Genomic DNA, 19607 nt, shown 5'->3' on the forward strand with positions numbered 1-19607 from the left:
TACGGCACAGGGCAGCCTAGTCGGCGTATTGGTCAAACAACCGGGTCATCTTGTCGAAAATGCTGCGGCGTGTGTCAGCCCCTTCCATCATCACCTCGTGCTGCGCGTTCTTGACCAGATCCAGTTCCCCGCCGGGCCAGCGGGCCATGCGATCATGGATGGCAGCGGTGTTGACGATCTGTTCTTGCGTCCCGAGGAAGGTGATGCAGGGCAGCGCGGGAGAGGGCATTTTTGCAAGGTCGGCGCATTCACGCAGACTCTCACCCAGCCACCGCACCGTCGGCCCGCCGAGCGACAGATCCGGCTGTGCCGCCAGCTGATCCTGCATGAGACGATACATCTCCGCATCATTGGTGAGCGAATTGCCCTCAAACGGGCTGGCCTGCACATAAGGGGCAAGGGTGGTTGTCGGGGTCCGCATCGCGCCAATGCCGAACCGGTCGCCCATCGCGCTGAGCAACCGCGCCACAGGGCGCAGGGCCGGGGGAATCTGAATGCCCCACATCGGGGCGGAAAACACACAGGCCTTCACCGGCAGCCCCTCCATCACGGCGCGCAGCCCGATGGCCCCGCCCATGGAGTGGCCAAGAACAAACCAAGGTTTCGGCAACGCCAGTCGCTCTGCCAGATTCACCGCAGCGTCGACATCTTTCTGAAAATCGCGAAACGCCCCGACATGACCCAGAAGGCGCTCGGGCAGCATCCGATCGGCAAGCCCCTGGCCACGCCAGTCAACCGCCAATGTAGCATAGCCGCGGTCGGCCAGGTCCTGGGCAGCGGCGCCGTATTTCTCGATGTATTCGGTGCGTCCCGGAAACAGCAGCAACGTGCCTTTTTCGGCGCCGTCCGGACGCCAATGGCCCACGCGGATGCGCAGGCCATCGCTGGTGGTTACCCAATGGGCCTGCCCGCCGTCGGGTCCTCGCGCGATATCGGCAAAGAATGGGGCGGGGGTCAGATCCATCAGGTGCGCGTCCATCAGGCCATCGCCGATGCCAGTTTCATCGCGGTGCCCATGTCACCATCAATGGTCAGCTTTCCGCTCATGAAGGCTGTGGTCGGGTTCAGTTCCCCTTCGATGATCGACTGGAACGTCTCGGCGTCGGCAGTCATGGTGACTTCGGCCTCTTCGTCAGCGACGCGTGCACCGTTCTGGTCGAGCATGATCGTGCCCATGCCGGTGATGTCGAATTTGGCGGAGCCATCAAAGCCGCCGTCCATTTTTTCGTTCAGCGTTTCTGCTGCTTGGGTCAGCGTTTCGCTCATGTTCAGTCCTCATATTTGGTCCGCAGCCGCAAATTTATGTGAGGGAAGGCCCCCAGGCTCTGGAAAACGCGGGCTGCGCGGTTACACTTAACCCATCATGGTTGCAAAATTCTCCAATCTCAAAGCTATCGTGGCGGCAACGTCTTTGACAGTCCTGTTTTCCGTGCCTTTGCAAGCGCGCGCTGAGGACCCCGTGGATGAGGCGGGATTGCTTGCGGCGCTGGCCCAGGCCGACCCGGGCGAGGCGATTGGCCTAGACAGGTCATTGCAGGCGCTTTGGGGGAGCAGTGGTTCTCCGGCGATGGACCTTTTGCTGAAACGAGGCAAGGACGCTCTGGAGCGGGGCGACACCCGCATTGCCATTGAGCATCTGACCGCGTTGACCGATCACGCGCCCGGATTTGCGACCGGTTGGTATGAACGTGCGCGGGCCTATTTTACTGCGGGGCTTTTCGGGCCTGCGGTGGCGGATCTGGAGCGGACGCTGATGTTGAACCCTAATGACTACAACGCGATCTTTGCGCTGGGAGCGATGTTCGAACAATTCAATGATCCGCAAAACGCCTATGAGGCCTACCAGAGGGCGCAGGCTATACATCCGCATCACGAGGCGATAACCAGCGCGCTTGATCGGCTGAAGACCACAGTCGAAGGCAAAGAGCTGTAAAGCGGGCAATTGAGCGCGGTTCGGGCGTTGAGGGCACTATCATGACAGGCATGCAGAGTTCCGGGACCTCCCGGGTCCTGGCGGTTCTGGGACCGACCAACACCGGCAAGACGCATTATGCAATCGAACGCATGTTGGGGCACCGCACCGGTGTCATGGGATTTCCGCTCCGTCTTTTGGCGCGGGAGGTTTATGACAAGGTGGTGGCGGCCCGCGGCCCCTCTGTGGTGGCGCTGGTCACCGGGGAGGAGCGGATCGTTCCGCCACGTGCGCAGTATTGGATCTGCACGGTTGAGGCTATGCCCGAGGGCATGGGCTGTGATTTTCTGGCGGTAGATGAGATTCAGCTCTGCGCTGATCCGGAACGCGGACATGTGTTCACTGACCGTCTCCTGCGGGCGCGAGGCACGCAGGAGACACTGTTTTTGGGTGCGGATACCATGCGCGGCCCGATCGCTGCACTGGTCCCCGGTGTCCAGTTTCTGCGCCGGGAGCGGCTTTCGGATCTGGTCTATTCTGGCTCAAAGAAGCTCAGCCGGATGCCCGCGCGCACAGCCATCGTCGGGTTTTCCATCGACAATGTCTATGCCATCGCTGAGCTGTTGCGCCGTCAAAAGGGCGGCGCGGCGGTGGTCATGGGCGCGCTCAGCCCACGGACGCGGAACGCCCAGGTGGAGCTATACCAGAACGGAGAGGTGGACTATCTGGTTGCGACCGATGCCATCGGCATGGGCCTCAACCTCGATATTGATCACGTTGCCTTTTCCTCCCTGACCAAATTTGATGGGCGCCGGATGCGGCAGCTGGCGCCCAATGAGCTGGCGCAGATCGCCGGGCGGGCAGGGCGCGGCATGAGCCACGGCAGTTTCGGGGTGACCGGCGACGCGCCGCCACTGGACGATGGTGTGGCGCAGGCCATCATGGAGCATCGTTTCACGCCGCTGAAAAAGCTGAACTGGCGGTCCTCCAAGCTTCAATTTGGCACTGTAGAGGCGCTGATCCGTTCCCTCGAATCAGCACCAGAGGATCAGAATCTGGTCCGTGCACGCGAAGCGGATGATCTTATCGCGCTGAAATCGCTTTCCCAACAGGATGAAATTCTGGCGCGGACAACCAACGCCCCCTCTGTGCGACTGCTGTGGGATGTCTGCCGGGTTCCCGATTTTCGCGGCATCTCTCAGTCGGAACATTCTGGCCTTTTGGGCGTTTTGTTCCAGTATCTGCACGGGTCCGGTGTGGTGCCGGACGATTGGCTGGCACGACAGATAAAACGGATCGATAGGGTTGATGGCGACATTGACGCATTGTCGAAACGTTTGGCCTTTATCCGAACCTGGACCTACGTTGCACAACGGAACGGCTGGGTCCGTGATGAAAGTCATTGGCGCGGAGAGACGCGCGCTGTAGAAGACAGATTGTCGGACGCCTTGCACGAACGTCTGACTCAGCGATTTGTGGACCGGCGCACATCCGTGCTTTTGCGCCGGCTCAAACAGAAGGAGGCCCTTTTGGCCGAAGTGAATGACAAGGGTGAAGTGACCGTCGAAGGTGAATTCGTTGGTCGTCTTGAAGGGTTCCGGTTCTCGCCGGACAAGAGCGCTCAGGGCGCCGAGGCAAAGGCGTTGAAATCCGCCTCCCTGCAAGCACTCGCACCGCATTTCCATCTCCGGGCTGACCGTTTTTACAACGCGCCGGATACTGAAATTGATTTTACCGATCAGGGCGGCCTGATGTGGGGCGAGCATGCTGTCGGCAAATTGGTGGCCGGCGCAGATCCGCTGAACCCACGCATCGAGGTTTTTGTCGATGACGCTGCTGGGGCAGACGTCGCTCAGAAAGTCGAACGCCGCCTGCAGCATTTCATCTCCCGCAAGGTCAACGCGCTGTTTGAACCGCTGCTCAACCTGCAGCGGGACGAAGAGCTGACCGGCCTTGCGCGTGGCTTTGCCTTCCGCATGGTCGAGGGGCTGGGTCTTCTGCCGCGTGGAGCCGTCGCACAAGAGGTGAAGGATCTGGATCAGGATGCCCGTGGCGCGCTGCGCAAGCACGGCATTCGGTTTGGCCAGTTCACCATCTTCATGCCGCTGCTGCTGAAGCCGGCGCCGACGCGCCTGCGTCTGGTGCTCTGGGCGCTTGCCGAAGGTCTGGGGGAGTTCCCGGATGCACCACCAGCTGGTCTGGTGACCGTGCCGGTCATCAAGGATGCACCGCAGGGGTATGATACCATGTGCGGGTATCGCAATGCAGGCGAACGCATGATCCGTATCGATATGCTGGAACGCCTTGCAGATATGCTGCGGGCCGAAGACAGCCGTGGCGGTTTTGAAGCCAAGGCCGACATGCTGTCGATCACCGGCATGACGCTGGAGCAGTTTGCCGATCTGATGCAGGGGCTTGGCTACCAGGCTGACAAGGGCGAGCGGGTGAAAGCCAAGGCTGTTGATGCCGTGGTGACTGAAACCGGTACGCCCGAAGCCGATGTTCCTGTCATGGATGCCGCTCAGCAGGTTGAGAACACGCCTGCCGCTGCGCCGGATGAGGCTGACACCGCTGCGACCACCGACGCTGTGGTCGCCGACCCGGCCGCGCCTGCTGACGTTCCGGTTGAGGTCACCGGGATCGAAGATGCCGGCGTTGCGCCTGTGGCGGAAGAGCTCGCTGATCCGGTTGCTGCCGATCCGATCCCGGAAACCGCAGAAATTGAGACACCTGTCGGCGATGCGGCGGATGCGAAGGTTGAGGAACAGGAAACCGAGGTTTTCTATACCTTCACCTGGGGCCGCGCTCGCAAGACCGGTGGCAACCGCAACGGCAATCGGCGTGGTCAGGAGGCTGGTGGCGACCGTGGCGGTGCCAAACGCGGTGGTGATGCCCCGCGTGGCAAGGGTAAACCGCGCGGCGGTAAGCCGGGCGGTCGTGATGGCAAACCCGGCAAAAAGGGCGGCCGTCAGGATCAGGGCAGCAAGACCTATTCGGCGCGCCCGCCGAAGAAGGAAAAGCAGATTGACCCCGACAACCCCTTTGCCGCAGCGCTGATGGGGTTGAAGCAATCCGATTGATCGGCTGCTGAAACCAAAGTGTGTGCTGGTGAGCGAGAAGATCAGAATTGACAAATGGTTGTGGCAGGCGCGGTTCTTCAAGACCCGCAGCCTGTCCGCCAAAATGGTCAGTGGTGGTCATCTTCGTCTCAATGGCAACAAAATCGCTAAACCGGCTCAGAACGTCTCTTCCGGGGATGTTCTGACCTTCCCGCAGGGCCGCATCATCCGAACCGTGCGGATCGAAGCCCTCGGAACACGGCGCGGACCAGCCCCAGAGGCACAGGCGCTGTACTTTGATTTGACCGAAAAACAGGACCCCGTGCCGCGCAACCCGCGCTACGAGGGAAAAGGTCGCCCGGATAAGAAGGAGCGCAGAGCGCTTGATCTTAGTCGCCGGGATGGTGCGTTTTGACATCTTGAAGCCGGCGCTTCGGTGATTTAGCTACAAGCCAAACAGCTACGGGACTCGGCCAACCATGACTTATGTTGTTACGGATAACTGCATCGCCTGCAAATACACCGACTGCGTCGAAGTCTGTCCGGTCGATTGCTTCTATGAGGGTGAGAACACATTGGTGATCCACCCTGATGAATGTATTGATTGCGGTGTTTGTGAACCGGAATGCCCGGCGGACGCGATCCGCCCCGATACGGAACCGGACATGGATAAATGGGTTGAGTTCAACCGCAAATATTCTGAAATGTGGCCGGTCATCGTCTCCAAGAAAGACCCGCTTCCCGAGGCGGAAGAGCGCGACGGCGAAGAGGGCAAGCTGGAGAAATATTTCTCCGAGGCTCCAGGCGAAGGCGGCTGAGCCAAGGCTCCTGGCAGGACTATCGCATCATGTGAGCGGCGACTCACCTCCGGTGTTCTTGGCGCTGCTGCCAGGGATGCGCTGGAAGGTGAGCCCGTTTTGCGGTGTTTTCTATGGTCCGATAGCCCGCCACCATGAGGTTTCACGGGTCCTCGCCTTTTTGTAAGGCAAAAAATGTGATATACTCAGTCAGCAAATGACCAATCACGGATGTCCGCCTTGGCTGTGCGCCTTATGTCGCACGGGTCTGTTGGCGGTTTTCCTGCGACATGTCTGCGACGCGGATCTTCGGATCATCGCGCGTGTGGACCTGTGGCAGCCCAGCCGATCCTGACATCGGCACATAGCGAGGAAAGACCTGTATGACTAAATCGAAGAAGCCTGAATTCCGCCCCGACGACTATGTTGTGTACCCCGCCCATGGCGTTGGCCAGATCATTTCGATCGAGGAGCAGGAAGTGGCCGGCTTCGCGCTGGAACTGTTTGTGATCACCTTCGAGAAGGACAAGATGACCCTGCGGGTGCCGACCAACAAGGCAACCGAAATTGGCATGCGGTCGCTCAGCTCCCCCGATGTGATCGCCAAAGCGATGACCACGCTCAAGGGTAAGGCGAAAGTAAAGCGCGCGATGTGGTCGCGCCGTGCCCAAGAGTATGAGCAGAAAATCAACTCGGGTGATCTGATTTCCATCGCGGAAGTGGTCCGCGACCTGCACCGCACCGATGATCAGCGTGAGCAGAGCTATTCGGAACGTCAGCTTTATGAGGCCGCGCTTGAGCGTCTGACACGTGAGGTCGCTGCGGTGTCTGGTGGCGATGAAATTTCTGCTGCAAAGCAGGTTGACGAGGTGCTGACCTCCCGCGCTGCAGCGTGATCATCACCTAATACAGCGTTGATCTAGTCTGCTGTATATTTTGGGAATCAAAACAAAGGCTGCGTCTCAGGGCGTGGCCTTTTATTCTTGGGCCTATGTTCTAGCCCCACCTGATGTTGCCGCGTGGATTTGACAAGGCTGTGCAACCTACGATTCCCCCGAACAACTGAGTCCATGGATAATGGGCAAAAGTCCTCGCCTAGCTGATCTGCATGGCCGTGCGGAGCTAAAACGGGCGCCAGCATTAGATTCTGGCTCATCCGTCCACTCGTTGGCACACATCGTTGTGTTGAGGTTGTTTTTGGAAACCACTCTGCCCGAAGGGGTGCCTTTTTTGCATTTTGCGGGAATGAGACTGATCCACTCCTCTCAACTGCGGCAGCGGTGCGGGGCTGAAACCACTGGCAGTAGCGTCTTCACCATGGGGAGGCTTGTTGGCGAAATATAGTTGGTATTCTTTCTAGAGTTGGGGGGCTTATTCGTACGGCTGACGCAGTGATCTTTAATCTGCAGCGAGTTGTCTATACTTGTAACCAAAGTGGGCTGCCCCGCCTTGGTTTGGGTACAGGATGTCGTCAACACCGTAACGGGCAGGCAGAGATCAGCATCAACAGAGTTGAATACATAGAGGCGTTCAGCTCAGCGCGGCCGTCAGGCAGAGCAGTCCGACAAGCTCACTTAGTTGCTGCGTCGCCCCCAGGACATCTCCGGTCTGCCCACCGATCTTGGTCTGGGCGGTGGCGGCGATGACGGCAGTCACAACACACATTGCCAGGAGGGGTCCCCAGGCGGTCCAGCCAAGGATTAGAACGGCAGCTAGCGTTGCAATCGCCAGCCCCAATCCGCAGTTGCGCCAGGGAGGGCGCCCGACGGCGGAGGACAGGCCGGTGGCGCGCGCATTTGGCAGAGCGGCCATAACGGCCGGCATCATAGCCCGGCTCAGCATAGCCACCGGCAAGAGCGCCCACACTGCACCTGCCGCCAGCAGGCCCGCATAGGCCATCCAGCGCAGACCAATTGTCAGGATCAGCGCCAGTACACCATAAGTGCCGATTTGGCTGTCCTTCATGATCTCCAACCGCCGCTCACGGGTGAAGCCCCCCCAGAACCCGTCTGCGGTGTCCGCCAATCCGTCTTCGTGCATGGCACCCGTCAGTAGCGTTTGCATAAGTAGCGCAATCCCAGCCGCCAGCATCGGATTCAGGCCCGCCCTAAGCAGGATCGCCGCAGAAAGACACGCCGGTACCGCAACGGCAACCCCGGCGAAGGGAAATGCCCATGTCGCGTGCGCATGCCGCGCAAACCGCTGTTTTTGCAACACTGGCATGGGCAACCGTGTTAACAAGATCAACACAAGCAGAAAATCTACCCCAGATATGTCGTTTTTTCGCATTTGCGGGCCTCACGGAGGGCTTGCGGTGTCAAGATGAACCGGTACATACGGATGACCCGCTTTACCTGCGACGACCCCTTCGATGCAATGAGGCTTTCCATGCTGTCACCGCTCTTTTCGCTTGATCACTTTCGTGCGCAGCTTGCGCAGGCTCCGGGCGTGGATGAACGGGCTGAAACGGCGGCGGCCGAACGCAACAGTCAATTGACCAAACCGCCGGGTTCGCTTGGGCGGCTCGAGGATTTGGCGATTTGGTATGGCAGCTGGCGTGGCACAGAGCGTCCTGTGATCCGCGCGCCGCAGGTGATCGTCTTTGCAGGCAACCACGGGATCGTGCAACAGGGGGTCTCGGCCTTTCCCAGCGAGGTGACCGCGCAAATGGTCGCCAACTTCAAACACGGCGGCGCCGCGATCAACCAGCTGGCCAAGCTGGCGGGCGCCCGTCTTGATGTCCATAGTCTCGATCTGGAAACGCCAACGAAGGATTTTACCAAAGACGCGGCCATGGACAGCGCTGAATTACTTAGCGCGCTGCAAACCGGGTGGAAATCGGTTGATCCCTCCGCCGATCTGCTTGTGGTGGGAGAGATGGGCATAGGCAATACCACACCGGCCGCGGCGCTGGCCTGCGCGCTGTTCGGCGGTGACGCCGGGGATTGGACCGGACGTGGGACTGGTGTCGATGACACGGGCCTTGCGAACAAAACTCGCGTTGTGGCGGAAGGGGTGGCGTTGCACGGCCCGGCCATCACCGACGGTGTTGAGGCGCTGCGCCGCCTCGGCGGGCGCGAGATTGCCGCCATGGCCGGGGCCATGACCGCGGCTCGCATGATGAAAATTCCGGTCATTCTGGACGGATTTATCTGTTGTGCGGCGGCCGCCTGCTTGATGCGGACCCACCCGGCGGCACTGGATCATGTCGTCGCCGGTCACCAGAGTGCCGAAAGCGCCCATGCCGCATTGCTGACCCATCTTGGTAAGCCACCGTTTCTCTCGCTGGATCTACGCCTTGGGGAGGGGTCTGGTGCGGCCTTGGCCATCCAGGTGCTGCGGGCGGCTGTCGCGTGCCACAGCGGCATGGCAACTTTTGAAGAGGCGGGCGTTACCGGCAGTTGAGCCGTTGCTATATGCCGCCGATACCACCTAGCCGTAGCGCCTTCTGACCGGCCGCGCGACGCAGCGGCGCGGTCATGCTGACTTCTGGTCGGAGGACTTCTTGGCCTCAGCAAGCTCGAGCAACGCTGTTTCCAGATCTTTTTCCAGCTCACGGGCGCGGGCGATATAAGCCGGGTTTTCGCTGGTTGGCGTTCCGGGGATCCAGAGGCTCGCCAGTTCACGCACGGTCTGACGATCATGGGCATAGAACGTCTGTTCGGCTTGCGCCGCCTCATATTCGCTCAGCCCGATCTGCTCTAGAACATAGCGTCCGGCGCGCAGGGAACTGTCGAACATCTCACGCACGATATCATTCGCCCCTGCCCTGTAGAGCTCAAACACGTGGTTGCGATCAAATGCGCGCGCAATAATATGCAGATCCGGATAGCCGCGGCGGGCATGGGCAACCAGCCTGAGCGCCGCCTCTCTGTCGTCAAGTGCCACAACAAGAACCTTAGCCTTTGCAATACCTGCTGCTTTCAGCAGTTCGGGGCGGGTCGGATCACCGAGGAAGCTCTTGACGCCAAACCGCCGCATCAGCTGCACGGATGCCATGTTGCTGTCCAGAACCACGGTATTGAACCCACTGGCACGGACCAGGCGATTGACGATCTGACCGAAGCGTCCAATCCCGGCCACGATGACCGGACCTTCTTCGTCGATCTCATCTGCGGCCTGTTCCTTGGGGCTGTCCTTGCTGTATTTCGACAGCAGGTCATGGAGGATGAACAGCAGCGGTGTGATCAGCATGGATAGCGCGATCACAAGAAGCAATTTCTCTGACAGTTCGGGTGGCACCACATTGAGCTGCCGGGAAAATGCCAGCAGGACAAATCCGAACTCACCCGCCTGCGCAAGGCCCAGCGTAAACAGCCAGTGGTCACGTTTCTTCAGGCCGAACGCTTTGCCCACAAAGTAGAGCACCGCGCCTTTTGCAATGATGACCAGAAGGGCAAGACCGATCAGATCGCCCGGTTCGGCCAGAAACAGGCGATAGTTGATGCCGGCGCCGACCGTGATGAAAAACAGGCCCAGAAGCAGCCCCTTGAAGGGGTTGAGGTCGCTCTCCAGCTCGTGCCGAAATTCACTGTTTGCCAGCACAACACCCGCCAAAAAAGCGCCAAGCGCAGGCGAGAGACCGACCAGCGTCATCAGGAAGGAGATGCCAACGACGATCATCAGCGCCAGGGCCGTGTACATTTCGCGCAGGTTGGAGGCATGGATAAACCGGAACACTGGCCGTGCCAGATAAACTCCGGCCAACACAATTGAAGCTATTGCAGCAAGGGTCACCAGAGTGACGGCCCACCCCGGCAGCCCTTCGACCAGTGAGAGAGTGGCGTGGCTGGATGCGCCATGGGCGTCATCAGCGGTGCGCGCGATGGATCCATCCCCGGTGATCTGCGCGCCATGTTGGGTCGCCAGCAGCGGTAGCAAGGCAAGAATCGGGATGACCGCGATGTCCTGCGTGAGCAGAACTGAAAATGTGGCCCGCCCCCCGCCGGTCCGCATCAACCCCTTCTCAGAAAGAGTCTGCAGTACGATGGCGGTTGAGGAGAGCGAGAGCGCCAGCCCAACGGCCAGCCCCACCTGCCAGGTCTCGCCGGCCAGCATAGCGGCCCCCATCAGGGCCATCGTGCTGACGAGGATCTGCAGGCCGCCCAAACCGAGCAGCTTATGCCGCATCGCCCAAAGTGCGCGCGGCTCCAGCTCCAACCCGATCAGAAAGAGCATCATAACAACGCCGAATTCGGCAAAATGGCGCAGATCTTCGGCTTCGCTTCCAACGAAGCCGAACACGGGTCCGATGATGATGCCGGCTGCCAGATAGCCTAGGACCGACCCAAGCCCGAGACGTGCCGCAATGGGAACGGCAATCACCGCGGCTGCAAGGTAAATTGTCGCTTGATAGAGAAATGCATCCATATGCTTTGGTATCGCAAGCGGTGCCCGGCTTGGCAATGTTTAACATGCCATCGCAGTGCAGCGCGCCCGAGCGGCCTTTCCTGACGCTGCAATGGCTGCAAATGGTTGGGGGAAAGCAACCCGCGTAGACCCACTTGACCGGCCAACTGCGCCCTCCGGTGGTCGCCCAAGGCACGCGTGTCTTCAGGAACTACAGGGGCTGCTTTCGAGGCTCACTTGGCACCGGTGAGAATGGTCAACGCTCCAGGGAGCGGATCTCGCTGCTGAGTCGTGCAATACGCTCCAGCCGCTGCGAAATACGTTCCTGAAACACGCCAAGCTGGTCGATGATATCTGCCAGCGTTTCACCCGACTCGGGGAGGCGGGCACTTTCGATCTTACACAGAACCCGGGTCGAGCTGAGGCCCAGGAAATGGCGGTGCATAACCTGACAGGCGTGCATGATACGTGAGGCTTCGCGCTCCACCTGATCAAGCCCCTTGCCGGCCCGTTCGAGCTGCTCGCTCACCAATTGAGCCAGTAGATCACGTTCCCCCTGCATATCCATTTCTCCGAGGCTGCGCCGTTCTTTTTGGAGCTGAATATCACATTCCTTCAGAACACGAACCATGCACTCAACAAACAGAGAATCGTCCACCGCGGCTTCAATCACAGCAAAATTGCTGTCCTTGCCCATAACATGGGCAGCAAACCAATCAGACATTTCACGCGACATCGCGCCGTAGTTTTGTGAGAGCACTGTGACGGGGCCGCCCGAGGGCTCGATGCGCGATGCGATAACCCGCAGATTATGCGGAATCGTATGCATGGCGTCAAAATCCTTGATCAGGCCTTCAGTCTCGCCGACGAGTGTTTTGGCGTTGTCCAGCGTCTGGCACAGATCGACTATCATCTGATCCGGTTCATTATCCAGCCCGGTGTCACGCGCGATCAGTTCCTCGCTTATCGCTTTGGTCGCGAATTGGCGATAGTCGTCGTAGCCCTGATCGACGACCCAGCTCTTCAATCGCTCAGCGCTTTCTTCCGGTGACAGGTCTTCGTTCTGCTCCGCAGCAAGCAGTTTGGCGTAGAGGCCTTGAACATCGTCGAACAACTTGCTGCTTGGTTTTATCCGTGCCGACAGATAGCCCTCGGCACAAGGGACTACGACAGCATAGACCCAGTAATGCAGACCGTCCTTCGACTTGTTCTTGACGTAGGCTCCCATGGTCTGGCCGCTCTGGATGGTGTCCCAGAACAATTTAAACACACCTTTCGGCATATCTGGGTGCCGAATGGTGTTATGCGGCGCGCCGAGCAGTTCTTCCCACTCGTAGTTGGATACCCTGCGAAACACATAATTACCGGCGAGGATGACCCCGCGGCTATCGGTGCGGGAGAAAAATACCTCGTTTAGCCCAAATGGAGCCTCGCCGCGGGTGGGGCGGCTTTCAATGCGACGATCTACAAAGGACACGGTCTCTATCCAATCTCTAAGTCTGTACCGTGATTGTATAGCGCACGAGTGTTCACGGAACCTTAAGTCGGCAGGGGGCCATCGCTTTTTAATTGCGCCATTACAATCTGGCTCTGAACCCGTGCGACTGTTGGGTGCGGCAGCAAAATTTCGTGCAGAAGCCGGTTTAGGGCAGCAAGATCGGTGCAAAATACCCTAAGCAAATAATCAGCTTCGCCGGTCATGGTCCAGGCTGAGGTGATTTCAGGGCGCATCCGGACCAGCCGTGAAAATCGTTCAGATTGTTCAGGTCCGTGACTCTCTAGGTGGACCTGCACAAACCCCTGAACACTCAACCCCAGCTTGTCAGGATCCAACCGCGCCTCGTAGCTGCGGATATAGCCGTCGGCCTCCAGACGTTGTCGGCGCCGCCCGGCCTGGCTCGCTGAGAGGTTTAGCAGTTCCCCCAGCTGCTGTGCGGTCAGATGGGCGTCTTTTTGCAGTGCGGAGAGCAGTTTCTGATCAGTTGCGTCTAACATGTGCGGGACTTTCACAAATATACAGCATCATGCGCGTGATTTGCGCATCTGTACACTGGCATATCCTAAACTATGCGCAAAACAAGCATCTGAAGTGCGATATTCTACATGCAGCTACACTATTCCCTACCTGGAGGAAGCCGCATGGGTCCGTTCCCGCATAATGCCCCGAAATCCGTCATCAGCGCCGAAAATCCGGCCGGGACCGATGGGTTCGAGTTCGTCGAATTTGCCCATCCTGACCCGCAGGAGCTGCGCGATCTTTTTGCGCGCATGGGGTATGAGCTGGTGGCGCGCCACAAGAACAAGCCGGGCATCGAGCTGTGGCAGCAGGGTGATATCACCTATATCCTGAACGCCGAGAAAGGCAGCTTCGCAGAGCGTTTCGTGGCGGATCATGGTCCATGCGCGCCGTCTATGGGGTGGCGTGTTGTCGATGCGCAGAAGGCCTTCGAACACGCCGTCGCCAAAGGGGCAGAAGCTTATGAAGGCGACGACAAGACGATGGACGTCCCTGCGATCAAGGGGATCGGCGGCTCGCTGATCTACTTTATTGATCAGTATTATGACACCTCGCCGTATAACACTGAGTTTGAGTGGCTCACCCAGTCGAAACCGCGCGGTGTTGGCTTCTATTACCTCGACCACCTGACCCATAATGTTTTCAAGGGCAATATGGACAAATGGTTCAGGTTCTATGGTGAGTTGTTCAACTTCAAAGAAATCCGTTTCTTCGATATCGAAGGAAAATTCACCGGACTGCTGAGCCGCGCACTGACCTCGCCCTGTGGGCGCATCCGCATCCCGATCAACGAAGATCGTGGCGAAACCGGGCAGATTGTCTCCTATCTGAAAAAATACAACGGCGAGGGTATCCAGCACATCGCGGTCGGTAGTGAGGATATCTATGGCGCGACGGATGAGATTTCAGACCGCGGGATCAAGTTCATGCCGGCCCCTCCGGCCAGCTACTACGAGATGAGCCACGACCGCGTGGTCGGCCATGAGGAACCGCTGGACCGGATGCAGAAACACGGAATCCTGATTGACGGCGAAGGTGTTGTTGATGGTGGGGAGACCAAGATCCTGCTGCAAATCTTCTCCAAAACCGTGATCGGACCGATTTTCTTCGAATTTATCCAGCGCAAGGGCGATGATGGCTTTGGCGAGGGTAATTTCAAAGCGCTATTTGAGTCGATTGAGCGTGAGCAGATTGCCAACGGAGAGCTTGCAGGGGCTGAGTAAGCAACCATTTGCAGACCAAAACGACAAAAGCCGGGCCCAGGTTGGTCCGGCTTTTTCGATTTGGTTCGCAATTTGGGGCATCTTCTGCGCCGTGGTCGTATCGTTCCGGCTGGGTTGGTCTTAACTGCTGGGAATTTTCAGCGTTAGATTGCGATTGCCCTTTTGGTATTGCAGCTGGCTGTCGCCAATGGCCACAACACGCCCGCCATCGATCCGATCTCCGACTTTTACCTTCTTGTAACGGCCGTTGGGCATCAGGATCAGCGCGCGGCGATTTGACGGGGTGCCATAGACACCAATCAGGTTCACGCGGCGCAGATTGATCGCGTTGTCGACGGTCGCTTGCCGCGCAACCGAGGCGCTGGATGGGATCCGTGGTGTGACTGTCCGGGGCGGGGCGCTGGCGACCGCCTCTGAGATGCTGGCCGCCGCATTGCGCTGGCGATTGCGCTGCGCACGGTCGACCAGATTGGCGAAATTGGCTGGCCGCCCACGGGGCACAACGGAGCGGGCAATCGCCTGTGCGGTTGCGGGCAGGCTGTTTTCTTCTGGCGGTTTCAATCCCGGTGGGCGGCTGCGGGGGCGAAGCGCGCCCAGTTCAGCCCGGCTCAATCCGCCAAGCTGCGCGCGTTCATTCTGCTCGACGAGATCATTGGGGCGCTGTTTAGGGCGAAGTTCCGACAGGATCGCCTGACGCGCGGCTTCCTCCGCTGCAGCGGCAACGTCCGGGTCTGGACGGGCAGGGGTCGGTGGGGGCACCTTTTCAGGTCGGCCGAGAAACACCATGATCCCATCCGGGTTCAGCGTCCCGTTCGGGGTGGCCTTGACCAATCCGCGCTCATCCAGCTCAAACTGCTGTCCGGCGGCGGTGGGGGTGCTGATCGCGCCCAGTTCCAGATCCGTGGCGAACAGGGTCTGATCGGGCAGGGCTATTGCATCTTCGGAGATATCGGTCGGGTCAATTGACGCCACATAGAGCGTCTCAAGCGTATCTGTTCCCGGGGTCTCGGGCGTTTCAGGTGCGTGTTGCCAGATGCCGGTTGCGGCATATTGTGCCGCGCGTGTCAGCGACGTGTCCTGATCTGCCGTCACCTCAGGTTCATCCGTTTCCGGGGCCAGCTCGGCGCGGTCCAGATCCTCCGTGAGCGTTCCACCTGCTGTTGGAGTAGTGTCCTGCTCCAGCCGCAGCGCGTCCAGAACCGCGGTATCCGTACTGGACAACCCTTCATCACCCTCCGCAGGGGCAGCCGTGTCATCGGGCGCTGTGCCGTCTGGCGTTGCGTCCAGCGGTAACAACGCTCCCCCATCAGGCTGATCTGGTATCGCGCTGACTTGGGGCGCGATATCACCGGGACCACTTGTGTCTGATCTGTCCAACGGCGCTGTACTTGCATCACTGACCGCGTTGCGGGACTGCCTGTCGGCGAGGATCGCCCAAGCCACCACAATCGCCATGAAGATTAGCAGACCGCTCACTAGGGCCAAGCCAAGGAACCGTGGCTTGCCGCCGACCTTCTGCTTTGAGACGCCGGCCAGCAGCGAGGCCTTGCCAGCCTCATGAAGCGATTTCTTGTCCTTGGGCGTCTCGGTGAGTGGGATTTCCGTTGTGTCGTCGCGGGGTAGAACCGGCGCCGGGCCTGATGCCTTTGGGGCGGGCGGGATGACGCCCTTGGCGGCGGGGGATGGTATGACCAGCCCGGCCGTCGGAGCAGTTGGCGGCCGGGTTTTGGCGGTGCCGTCTCCCGGTGTCGCCGGGCTGTCGGCCAATGCAATGGAGCCTAAGGCAGCATGAGGCACCACCCGCGGGCCGTCCTTTGGCTTGGTATCTGTACGTGGCGTTGCGGTATTGGCCTCAACACCGGGCTTGGTTGCGGCAGGGGCTTTGGGCGGTGTGGGGGAGGCCGTTGGTACAGAGGTTTTCTGCGCGCGCAGGTGCCCATCCTTGCGTCGTCGTGTCGAAAATCCGCTCGCAGCTACAGCTGTTGGCGGTGCCGGTGTGTCTTCGGTGTCCGCGACGGGCGCGGCGTCTGGGACGTGATCCGGCTCAACTATGGTCTGGTCGGCCTCTTTGCCCTTGGCTGCGGCAGTGTCAGACACATCGTCGGGATTGTCATCGGCAGATGCGTCCTTGGGGTCTGTTGGGGCAGGGACCGCAGAGGCAGTATCATCAGCGGTGGTGGTCAGCGGCGCCGCAGTGGTGTGGGGCACCTCGGGTGATGCGTTTTCGTCTAAGGGCGTGTCTGCATCGCCCTCTGCATCCACATCAGCGTCAGCAATAGTCGGCGGCGCGTCGGCGGGGCCGATGTCGACCACCGCGACGCCGTCAGGCTCAACCAGGGCTTCGCCGGATTGAAGCAGGGTTTGGGACGCTCCAAAAAACGGCTCTCCCAGAAAACTCATCTCCTGCGGCATCGCAACAAAGCTCACCGGCAGGAAACCATGCGCCAGCGCAAAATCTTCGGCCTCTTGCAAGGTTTCGCGGGCGACGGCGGCCACATGGGTTTGTGCGCCATCCTCGCTCAGGTCGAAGACCAGCTCATCCACCTGATAGGGCGTGGCCCCATCGAGGCCTTGCTCAGCAGCGGCGTGGCGGCTGTCGGGATCGGTGACCCCGGTTTCAAGCGTAAGATATCGAATCTGATCGTTCGGGATGATCAGCTTGCACGCGATTGGCCCCTGCGCATGGCGTTCGCCCAATTGGCGCAGATCCGCTAGCGCGCCGCTTAGATCTTCGACATCCAGCGAGACCGTGCCAATCTGGCGCCAACCACCGGCGGCACGTTGCAACAGGCCAACGCCGGTGGAGGACAGAGAGAGTGCAAACCCCGGTTTCATGATGCAAACACGCCTTCAGCTTTAGTATGCCCATACCCCAGTGTGGCAGGGCGATCTTGGCGCAGACCATAAGGCAGAGCGCGCGCAAGGGAAAGGAAAAGACACGATTTCCCCCTTGCAGGCGGTCAATTGCCATCCCCATGTTACACCAAGAAAAAGGAGCAGTTCGATGAAAGCTAGACATATCTTTGCCTCGGCGCTGGCGGTTCTGCTGGCAACAGGGCTTGCCCATGCGCAGGAAACCCCGGTGGATCGCCAGATCTCGGTCACCGGTGAGGCGCGTATCGCCGTCACCCCGACGCTGGCGACAATCACCCTGGGCGTCACTGAAGAGGCCGAAGAGGCCGCGCTCGCCATGTCCGCCGTCTCAACCAAGATGGTCGCGGTTGTTGATGAATTGCGGGCGGCCGGTATCGCAGCAGAGGATATGCAGACCCAGCAGATTTCGCTGAACCCTGTCTGGTCTCAGGACCGCAGCTATTCGGATGGCCGCCGCAAAATCACCGGGTTCAACGCCTCTAATACCCTGTCCCTGCGCATCCGCGATCTGGATCAACTCGGCGAGGTGCTGGATCAGGTGCTGAAAGTCGGCGCCAATGATTTCCGGGGGTTGAGTTTTGGCGTCGCTGATCCGGCGAAAGTGCAGGACCAGATCCGCGGCGCCGCAGTGAAAGATGCACGACGCAAGGCGGCCCAGCTGGCGGAGGCCGCCGGGGTTGAGCTGGGCCCTGTGCGGTCAATTCACGACCGCGATACCGGTGGTGGCCAGCCGATGATGGCGATGGAGATGGCCCGCAGCGCTCCTATGCCGATCGAGGCAGGCGAGCTGAACTTCAGCCACAGCGTTTCCGTGGTTTACGATATCAAACTGCCGACAAACGACTGAGAACCAAAAAAGGCCGGGATGTCCCGGCCTTTTCCTTATGACGTAACACTGGCGGGGGATCAGCGGGTTAGCTGCTCGCCTTGCTCAGAGCCTGATCCAGATCACCAATCAGGTCATCGGCGTTTTCAATCCCGATAGAGACGCGCACAACATTCGCTCCGGCGCCAGCCGCCTCCTGCTGCTCAGGTGTCAGCTGACGATGGGTGGTTGAGGCAGAGTGGATAATCAGTGACCGGGTATCGCCAAGGTTGGCAACATGGCTGAAGATCTCCAGCGAGTTCACCAGTTTGACACAGGCGTCATACCCGCCCTTCACCGCAAAGGTGAAAAGCCCGCCAGTGCCCTTGGGATAGTGTTCTTTCGCACGATCATAATAGGGCGAGGATGGCAACCCGGCGTAGGTCACATAGTCCACGCGCGGATCCTGCTCCAACCACGAAGCCACAGTTTTGGCATTCTCGCAGTGGCGTTCCATCCGCAGGCTGAGGGTCTCAATCCCCATCAACGTATAATGCGCGGCCTGTGGGTTCATGGTCATGCCAAGATCGCGCAGGCCGATGGCAATGCCATGGAAGGTGAAGGCCAGCCCGCCAAAGGTCTCGTGGAACTTCAGCCCGTGATAGGCCGGCTCGGGCTGCGACAGCGACGGGAATTTGTCATTTGCCGACCAGTCAAATGTGCCGGAGTCCACGATCACACCACCGGTCACGGTACCGTTGCCAGTCAGATATTTTGTTGTGGAATGCACAACCAGCGTCGCCCCATGAGCAATCGGATTGCAGAGGTAGGGCGTGGCCGAGGTGTTGTCGATGATCAGCGGCACACCCGCTGCATCCGCAACATCCGCAATGGAGCGGATATCCGTGACATAGCCGCCAGGGTTTGCAACAGATTCGCCAAACACAGCCCGCGTGTCGTCATCAATGGCTGCGGCCACCGCCTCAGGGTCGTCAAAATCCACGAATTTGGCCGACCAGCCAAACCGCTTGATGGTCTGGCTGAACTGGGTGACAGTGCCCCCGTATAGCCGGGTTGAGGCCACCACATTGCATCCCGGTCCCATCAGCGGGAACAACGCCATGATCTGGGCAGCGTGGCCGGAGGAGCAGCAGACCGCCCCAACGCCACCTTCCAAGGTCGCAATGCGCTCCTGGAGCACGGCCACTGTCGGGTTGGTCAGACGCGAATAGATAAAACCGACTTCCTGAAGGTTGAACAGGGCCGCCGCATGATCTGCATCGCGAAACACATAGGCGGTGGTCTGGTAGATCGGCGTCTGCCGCGCACCGGTGGCCGGATCGGGCTTGGCGCCGGCATGAATTTGCAATGTGTCGAACCCGTAGCTTGGCGCTTCAGACATTGAATGTGCTCCCCTTGAATGGTCGACCCTACTGGTCGGAACTTGTTTCGCGCGTAAGAACACTCTGCCACGACCGGTAAGGCAAGCTGCAATTTGGCACTGGCCTCGCGTGGCGCAGGATCCGGCTGGGCACACGAGGCACTCTTCCGCAGAGTGCGCATGTCTAAGA

At 59.6% G+C, this 19607-nt stretch carries 16 protein-coding genes; 8 read left to right on the forward strand and 8 right to left on the reverse strand.

Annotated elements, in window-relative coordinates; all coding sequences use genetic code 11:
• Positions 1-16: 16 nt before the first annotated feature.
• A complete protein-coding gene (locus phaeop14_RS03340; protein WP_096788750.1) occupies positions 17-979 on the reverse strand; it encodes an alpha/beta hydrolase in 963 nt (320 codons plus the stop codon).
• Positions 979-1266 carry an SCP2 sterol-binding domain-containing protein gene (locus tag phaeop14_RS03345; protein ID WP_040172450.1) on the reverse strand — a complete coding sequence of 96 codons (288 nt, stop codon included), beginning with the start codon at positions 1264-1266 and terminating at the stop codon, positions 979-981. Before phaeop14_RS03345 ends, phaeop14_RS03340 begins: the two co-directional genes overlap by 1 nt.
• 97 nt (positions 1267-1363) lie before the next feature.
• Between phaeop14_RS03345 and phaeop14_RS03350 the strand changes: the two genes are divergently transcribed.
• The 5 genes from phaeop14_RS03350 to phaeop14_RS03370 all read left to right on the forward strand — a co-directional run bounded on the left by phaeop14_RS03350 (position 1364) and on the right by phaeop14_RS03370 (position 6664).
• Entirely contained in the window at positions 1364-1933 is a 570-nt protein-coding gene (locus tag phaeop14_RS03350; RefSeq protein WP_040172452.1) for a tetratricopeptide repeat protein, read from the forward strand.
• A 41-nt stretch (positions 1934-1974) separates the two neighbouring features.
• Positions 1975-4992, forward strand: a complete 3018-nt coding sequence (locus phaeop14_RS03355; RefSeq protein WP_040181484.1) for a helicase-related protein — start codon at positions 1975-1977, stop codon at positions 4990-4992.
• A 28-nt stretch (positions 4993-5020) separates the two neighbouring features.
• A complete protein-coding gene (locus phaeop14_RS03360; RefSeq protein WP_040172575.1) occupies positions 5021-5386 on the forward strand; it encodes an RNA-binding S4 domain-containing protein in 366 nt (121 codons plus the stop codon).
• A 64-nt stretch (positions 5387-5450) separates the two neighbouring features.
• On the forward strand, positions 5451-5789 hold the full coding sequence (fdxA, locus tag phaeop14_RS03365) for a ferredoxin FdxA (protein ID WP_014873843.1): 339 nt from the start codon (positions 5451-5453) through the stop codon (positions 5787-5789).
• 362 nt (positions 5790-6151) lie between these two features.
• Complete coding sequence (locus phaeop14_RS03370) at positions 6152-6664, forward strand: CarD family transcriptional regulator (protein ID WP_014873844.1); 513 nt, start codon at positions 6152-6154, stop codon at positions 6662-6664.
• A 634-nt stretch (positions 6665-7298) separates the two neighbouring features.
• Here the strand turns inward: phaeop14_RS03370 and cobS are convergent.
• Positions 7299-8057: an adenosylcobinamide-GDP ribazoletransferase gene (gene cobS, locus phaeop14_RS03375; RefSeq protein WP_040172458.1), complete on the reverse strand. Its 759-nt coding sequence runs from the start codon at positions 8055-8057 to the stop codon at positions 7299-7301.
• Positions 8058-8156: 99 nt separating this feature from the next.
• On the opposite strand from cobS, the gene cobT reads away from it, so the two are divergent.
• Positions 8157-9173 (forward strand): nicotinate-nucleotide--dimethylbenzimidazole phosphoribosyltransferase, encoded by a 1017-nt coding sequence (gene cobT, locus phaeop14_RS03380; protein ID WP_040172577.1) that lies wholly within the window; start codon positions 8157-8159, stop codon positions 9171-9173.
• A gap of 72 nt (positions 9174-9245) precedes the next feature.
• Here the strand turns inward: cobT and phaeop14_RS03385 are convergent, their stop codons facing one another.
• From phaeop14_RS03385 to phaeop14_RS03395, 3 genes are all read right to left on the reverse strand, one after another.
• Complete coding sequence (locus phaeop14_RS03385) at positions 9246-11138, reverse strand: monovalent cation:proton antiporter-2 (CPA2) family protein (RefSeq protein ID WP_096788751.1); 1893 nt, start codon at positions 11136-11138, stop codon at positions 9246-9248.
• A gap of 235 nt (positions 11139-11373) precedes the next feature.
• Positions 11374-12594 (reverse strand): PAS domain-containing protein, encoded by a 1221-nt coding sequence (locus tag phaeop14_RS03390; protein ID WP_040181481.1) that lies wholly within the window; start codon positions 12592-12594, stop codon positions 11374-11376.
• Positions 12595-12656: 62 nt separating this feature from the next.
• Positions 12657-13112 (reverse strand): Lrp/AsnC family transcriptional regulator, encoded by a 456-nt coding sequence (locus phaeop14_RS03395; RefSeq protein WP_040172464.1) that lies wholly within the window; start codon positions 13110-13112, stop codon positions 12657-12659.
• A gap of 144 nt (positions 13113-13256) precedes the next feature.
• Here phaeop14_RS03395 and hppD point away from each other — a divergent pair, with 144 nt between their 5' ends.
• Positions 13257-14357, forward strand: a complete 1101-nt coding sequence (gene hppD, locus phaeop14_RS03400; RefSeq protein ID WP_040181478.1) for a 4-hydroxyphenylpyruvate dioxygenase — start codon at positions 13257-13259, stop codon at positions 14355-14357.
• 120 nt (positions 14358-14477) lie between these two features.
• On the opposite strand, the gene phaeop14_RS03405 is transcribed toward hppD, so the two are convergent.
• Positions 14478-17192, reverse strand: coding sequence for a hypothetical protein (locus tag phaeop14_RS03405; protein WP_096788752.1), 2715 nt, complete (start codon positions 17190-17192; stop codon positions 14478-14480).
• Between the two features lie 169 nt (positions 17193-17361).
• On the opposite strand from phaeop14_RS03405, the gene phaeop14_RS03410 reads away from it, so the two are divergent.
• A complete protein-coding gene (locus phaeop14_RS03410; protein WP_096788753.1) occupies positions 17362-18078 on the forward strand; it encodes an SIMPL domain-containing protein in 717 nt (238 codons plus the stop codon).
• 67 nt (positions 18079-18145) lie between these two features.
• Here phaeop14_RS03410 and phaeop14_RS03415 read toward each other — a convergent pair whose 3' ends face one another.
• Complete coding sequence (locus tag phaeop14_RS03415; protein WP_040172471.1) at positions 18146-19438, reverse strand: O-acetylhomoserine aminocarboxypropyltransferase/cysteine synthase family protein; 1293 nt, start codon at positions 19436-19438, stop codon at positions 18146-18148.
• Positions 19439-19607 lie beyond the last annotated feature (169 nt).

This window comes from Phaeobacter piscinae, assembly GCF_002407245.1.
Taxonomy (GTDB): Bacteria; Pseudomonadota; Alphaproteobacteria; order Rhodobacterales; family Rhodobacteraceae; genus Phaeobacter; species Phaeobacter piscinae.

Bases quoted from the DNA above. Each gene is read 5' to 3' on its own strand.
- phaeop14_RS03340 (WP_096788750.1), bottom strand. From the start codon at position 979: ATGGACGCGCACCTGATGGATCTGACCCCCGCCCCATTCTTTGCCGAT.
- phaeop14_RS03350 (WP_040172452.1), top strand. From the start codon at position 1,364: ATGGTTGCAAAATTCTCCAATCTCAAAGCTATCGTGGCGGCAACGTCT.
- phaeop14_RS03370 (WP_014873844.1), top strand. From the start codon at position 6,152: ATGACTAAATCGAAGAAGCCTGAATTCCGCCCCGACGACTATGTTGTG.
- phaeop14_RS03345 (WP_040172450.1), bottom strand. From the start codon at position 1,266: ATGAGCGAAACGCTGACCCAAGCAGCAGAAACGCTGAACGAAAAAATG.
- phaeop14_RS03410 (WP_096788753.1), top strand. From the start codon at position 17,362: ATGAAAGCTAGACATATCTTTGCCTCGGCGCTGGCGGTTCTGCTGGCA.
- fdxA (WP_014873843.1), top strand. From the start codon at position 5,451: ATGACTTATGTTGTTACGGATAACTGCATCGCCTGCAAATACACCGAC.
- phaeop14_RS03385 (WP_096788751.1), bottom strand. From the start codon at position 11,138: ATGGATGCATTTCTCTATCAAGCGACAATTTACCTTGCAGCCGCGGTG.
- phaeop14_RS03395 (WP_040172464.1), bottom strand. From the start codon at position 13,112: ATGTTAGACGCAACTGATCAGAAACTGCTCTCCGCACTGCAAAAAGAC.
- phaeop14_RS03355 (WP_040181484.1), top strand. From the start codon at position 1,975: ATGACAGGCATGCAGAGTTCCGGGACCTCCCGGGTCCTGGCGGTTCTG.
- phaeop14_RS03405 (WP_096788752.1), bottom strand. From the start codon at position 17,192: ATGAAACCGGGGTTTGCACTCTCTCTGTCCTCCACCGGCGTTGGCCTG.
- hppD (WP_040181478.1), top strand. From the start codon at position 13,257: ATGGGTCCGTTCCCGCATAATGCCCCGAAATCCGTCATCAGCGCCGAA.
- cobT (WP_040172577.1), top strand. From the start codon at position 8,157: ATGCTGTCACCGCTCTTTTCGCTTGATCACTTTCGTGCGCAGCTTGCG.
- phaeop14_RS03415 (WP_040172471.1), bottom strand. From the start codon at position 19,438: ATGTCTGAAGCGCCAAGCTACGGGTTCGACACATTGCAAATTCATGCC.
- cobS (WP_040172458.1), bottom strand. From the start codon at position 8,057: ATGCGAAAAAACGACATATCTGGGGTAGATTTTCTGCTTGTGTTGATC.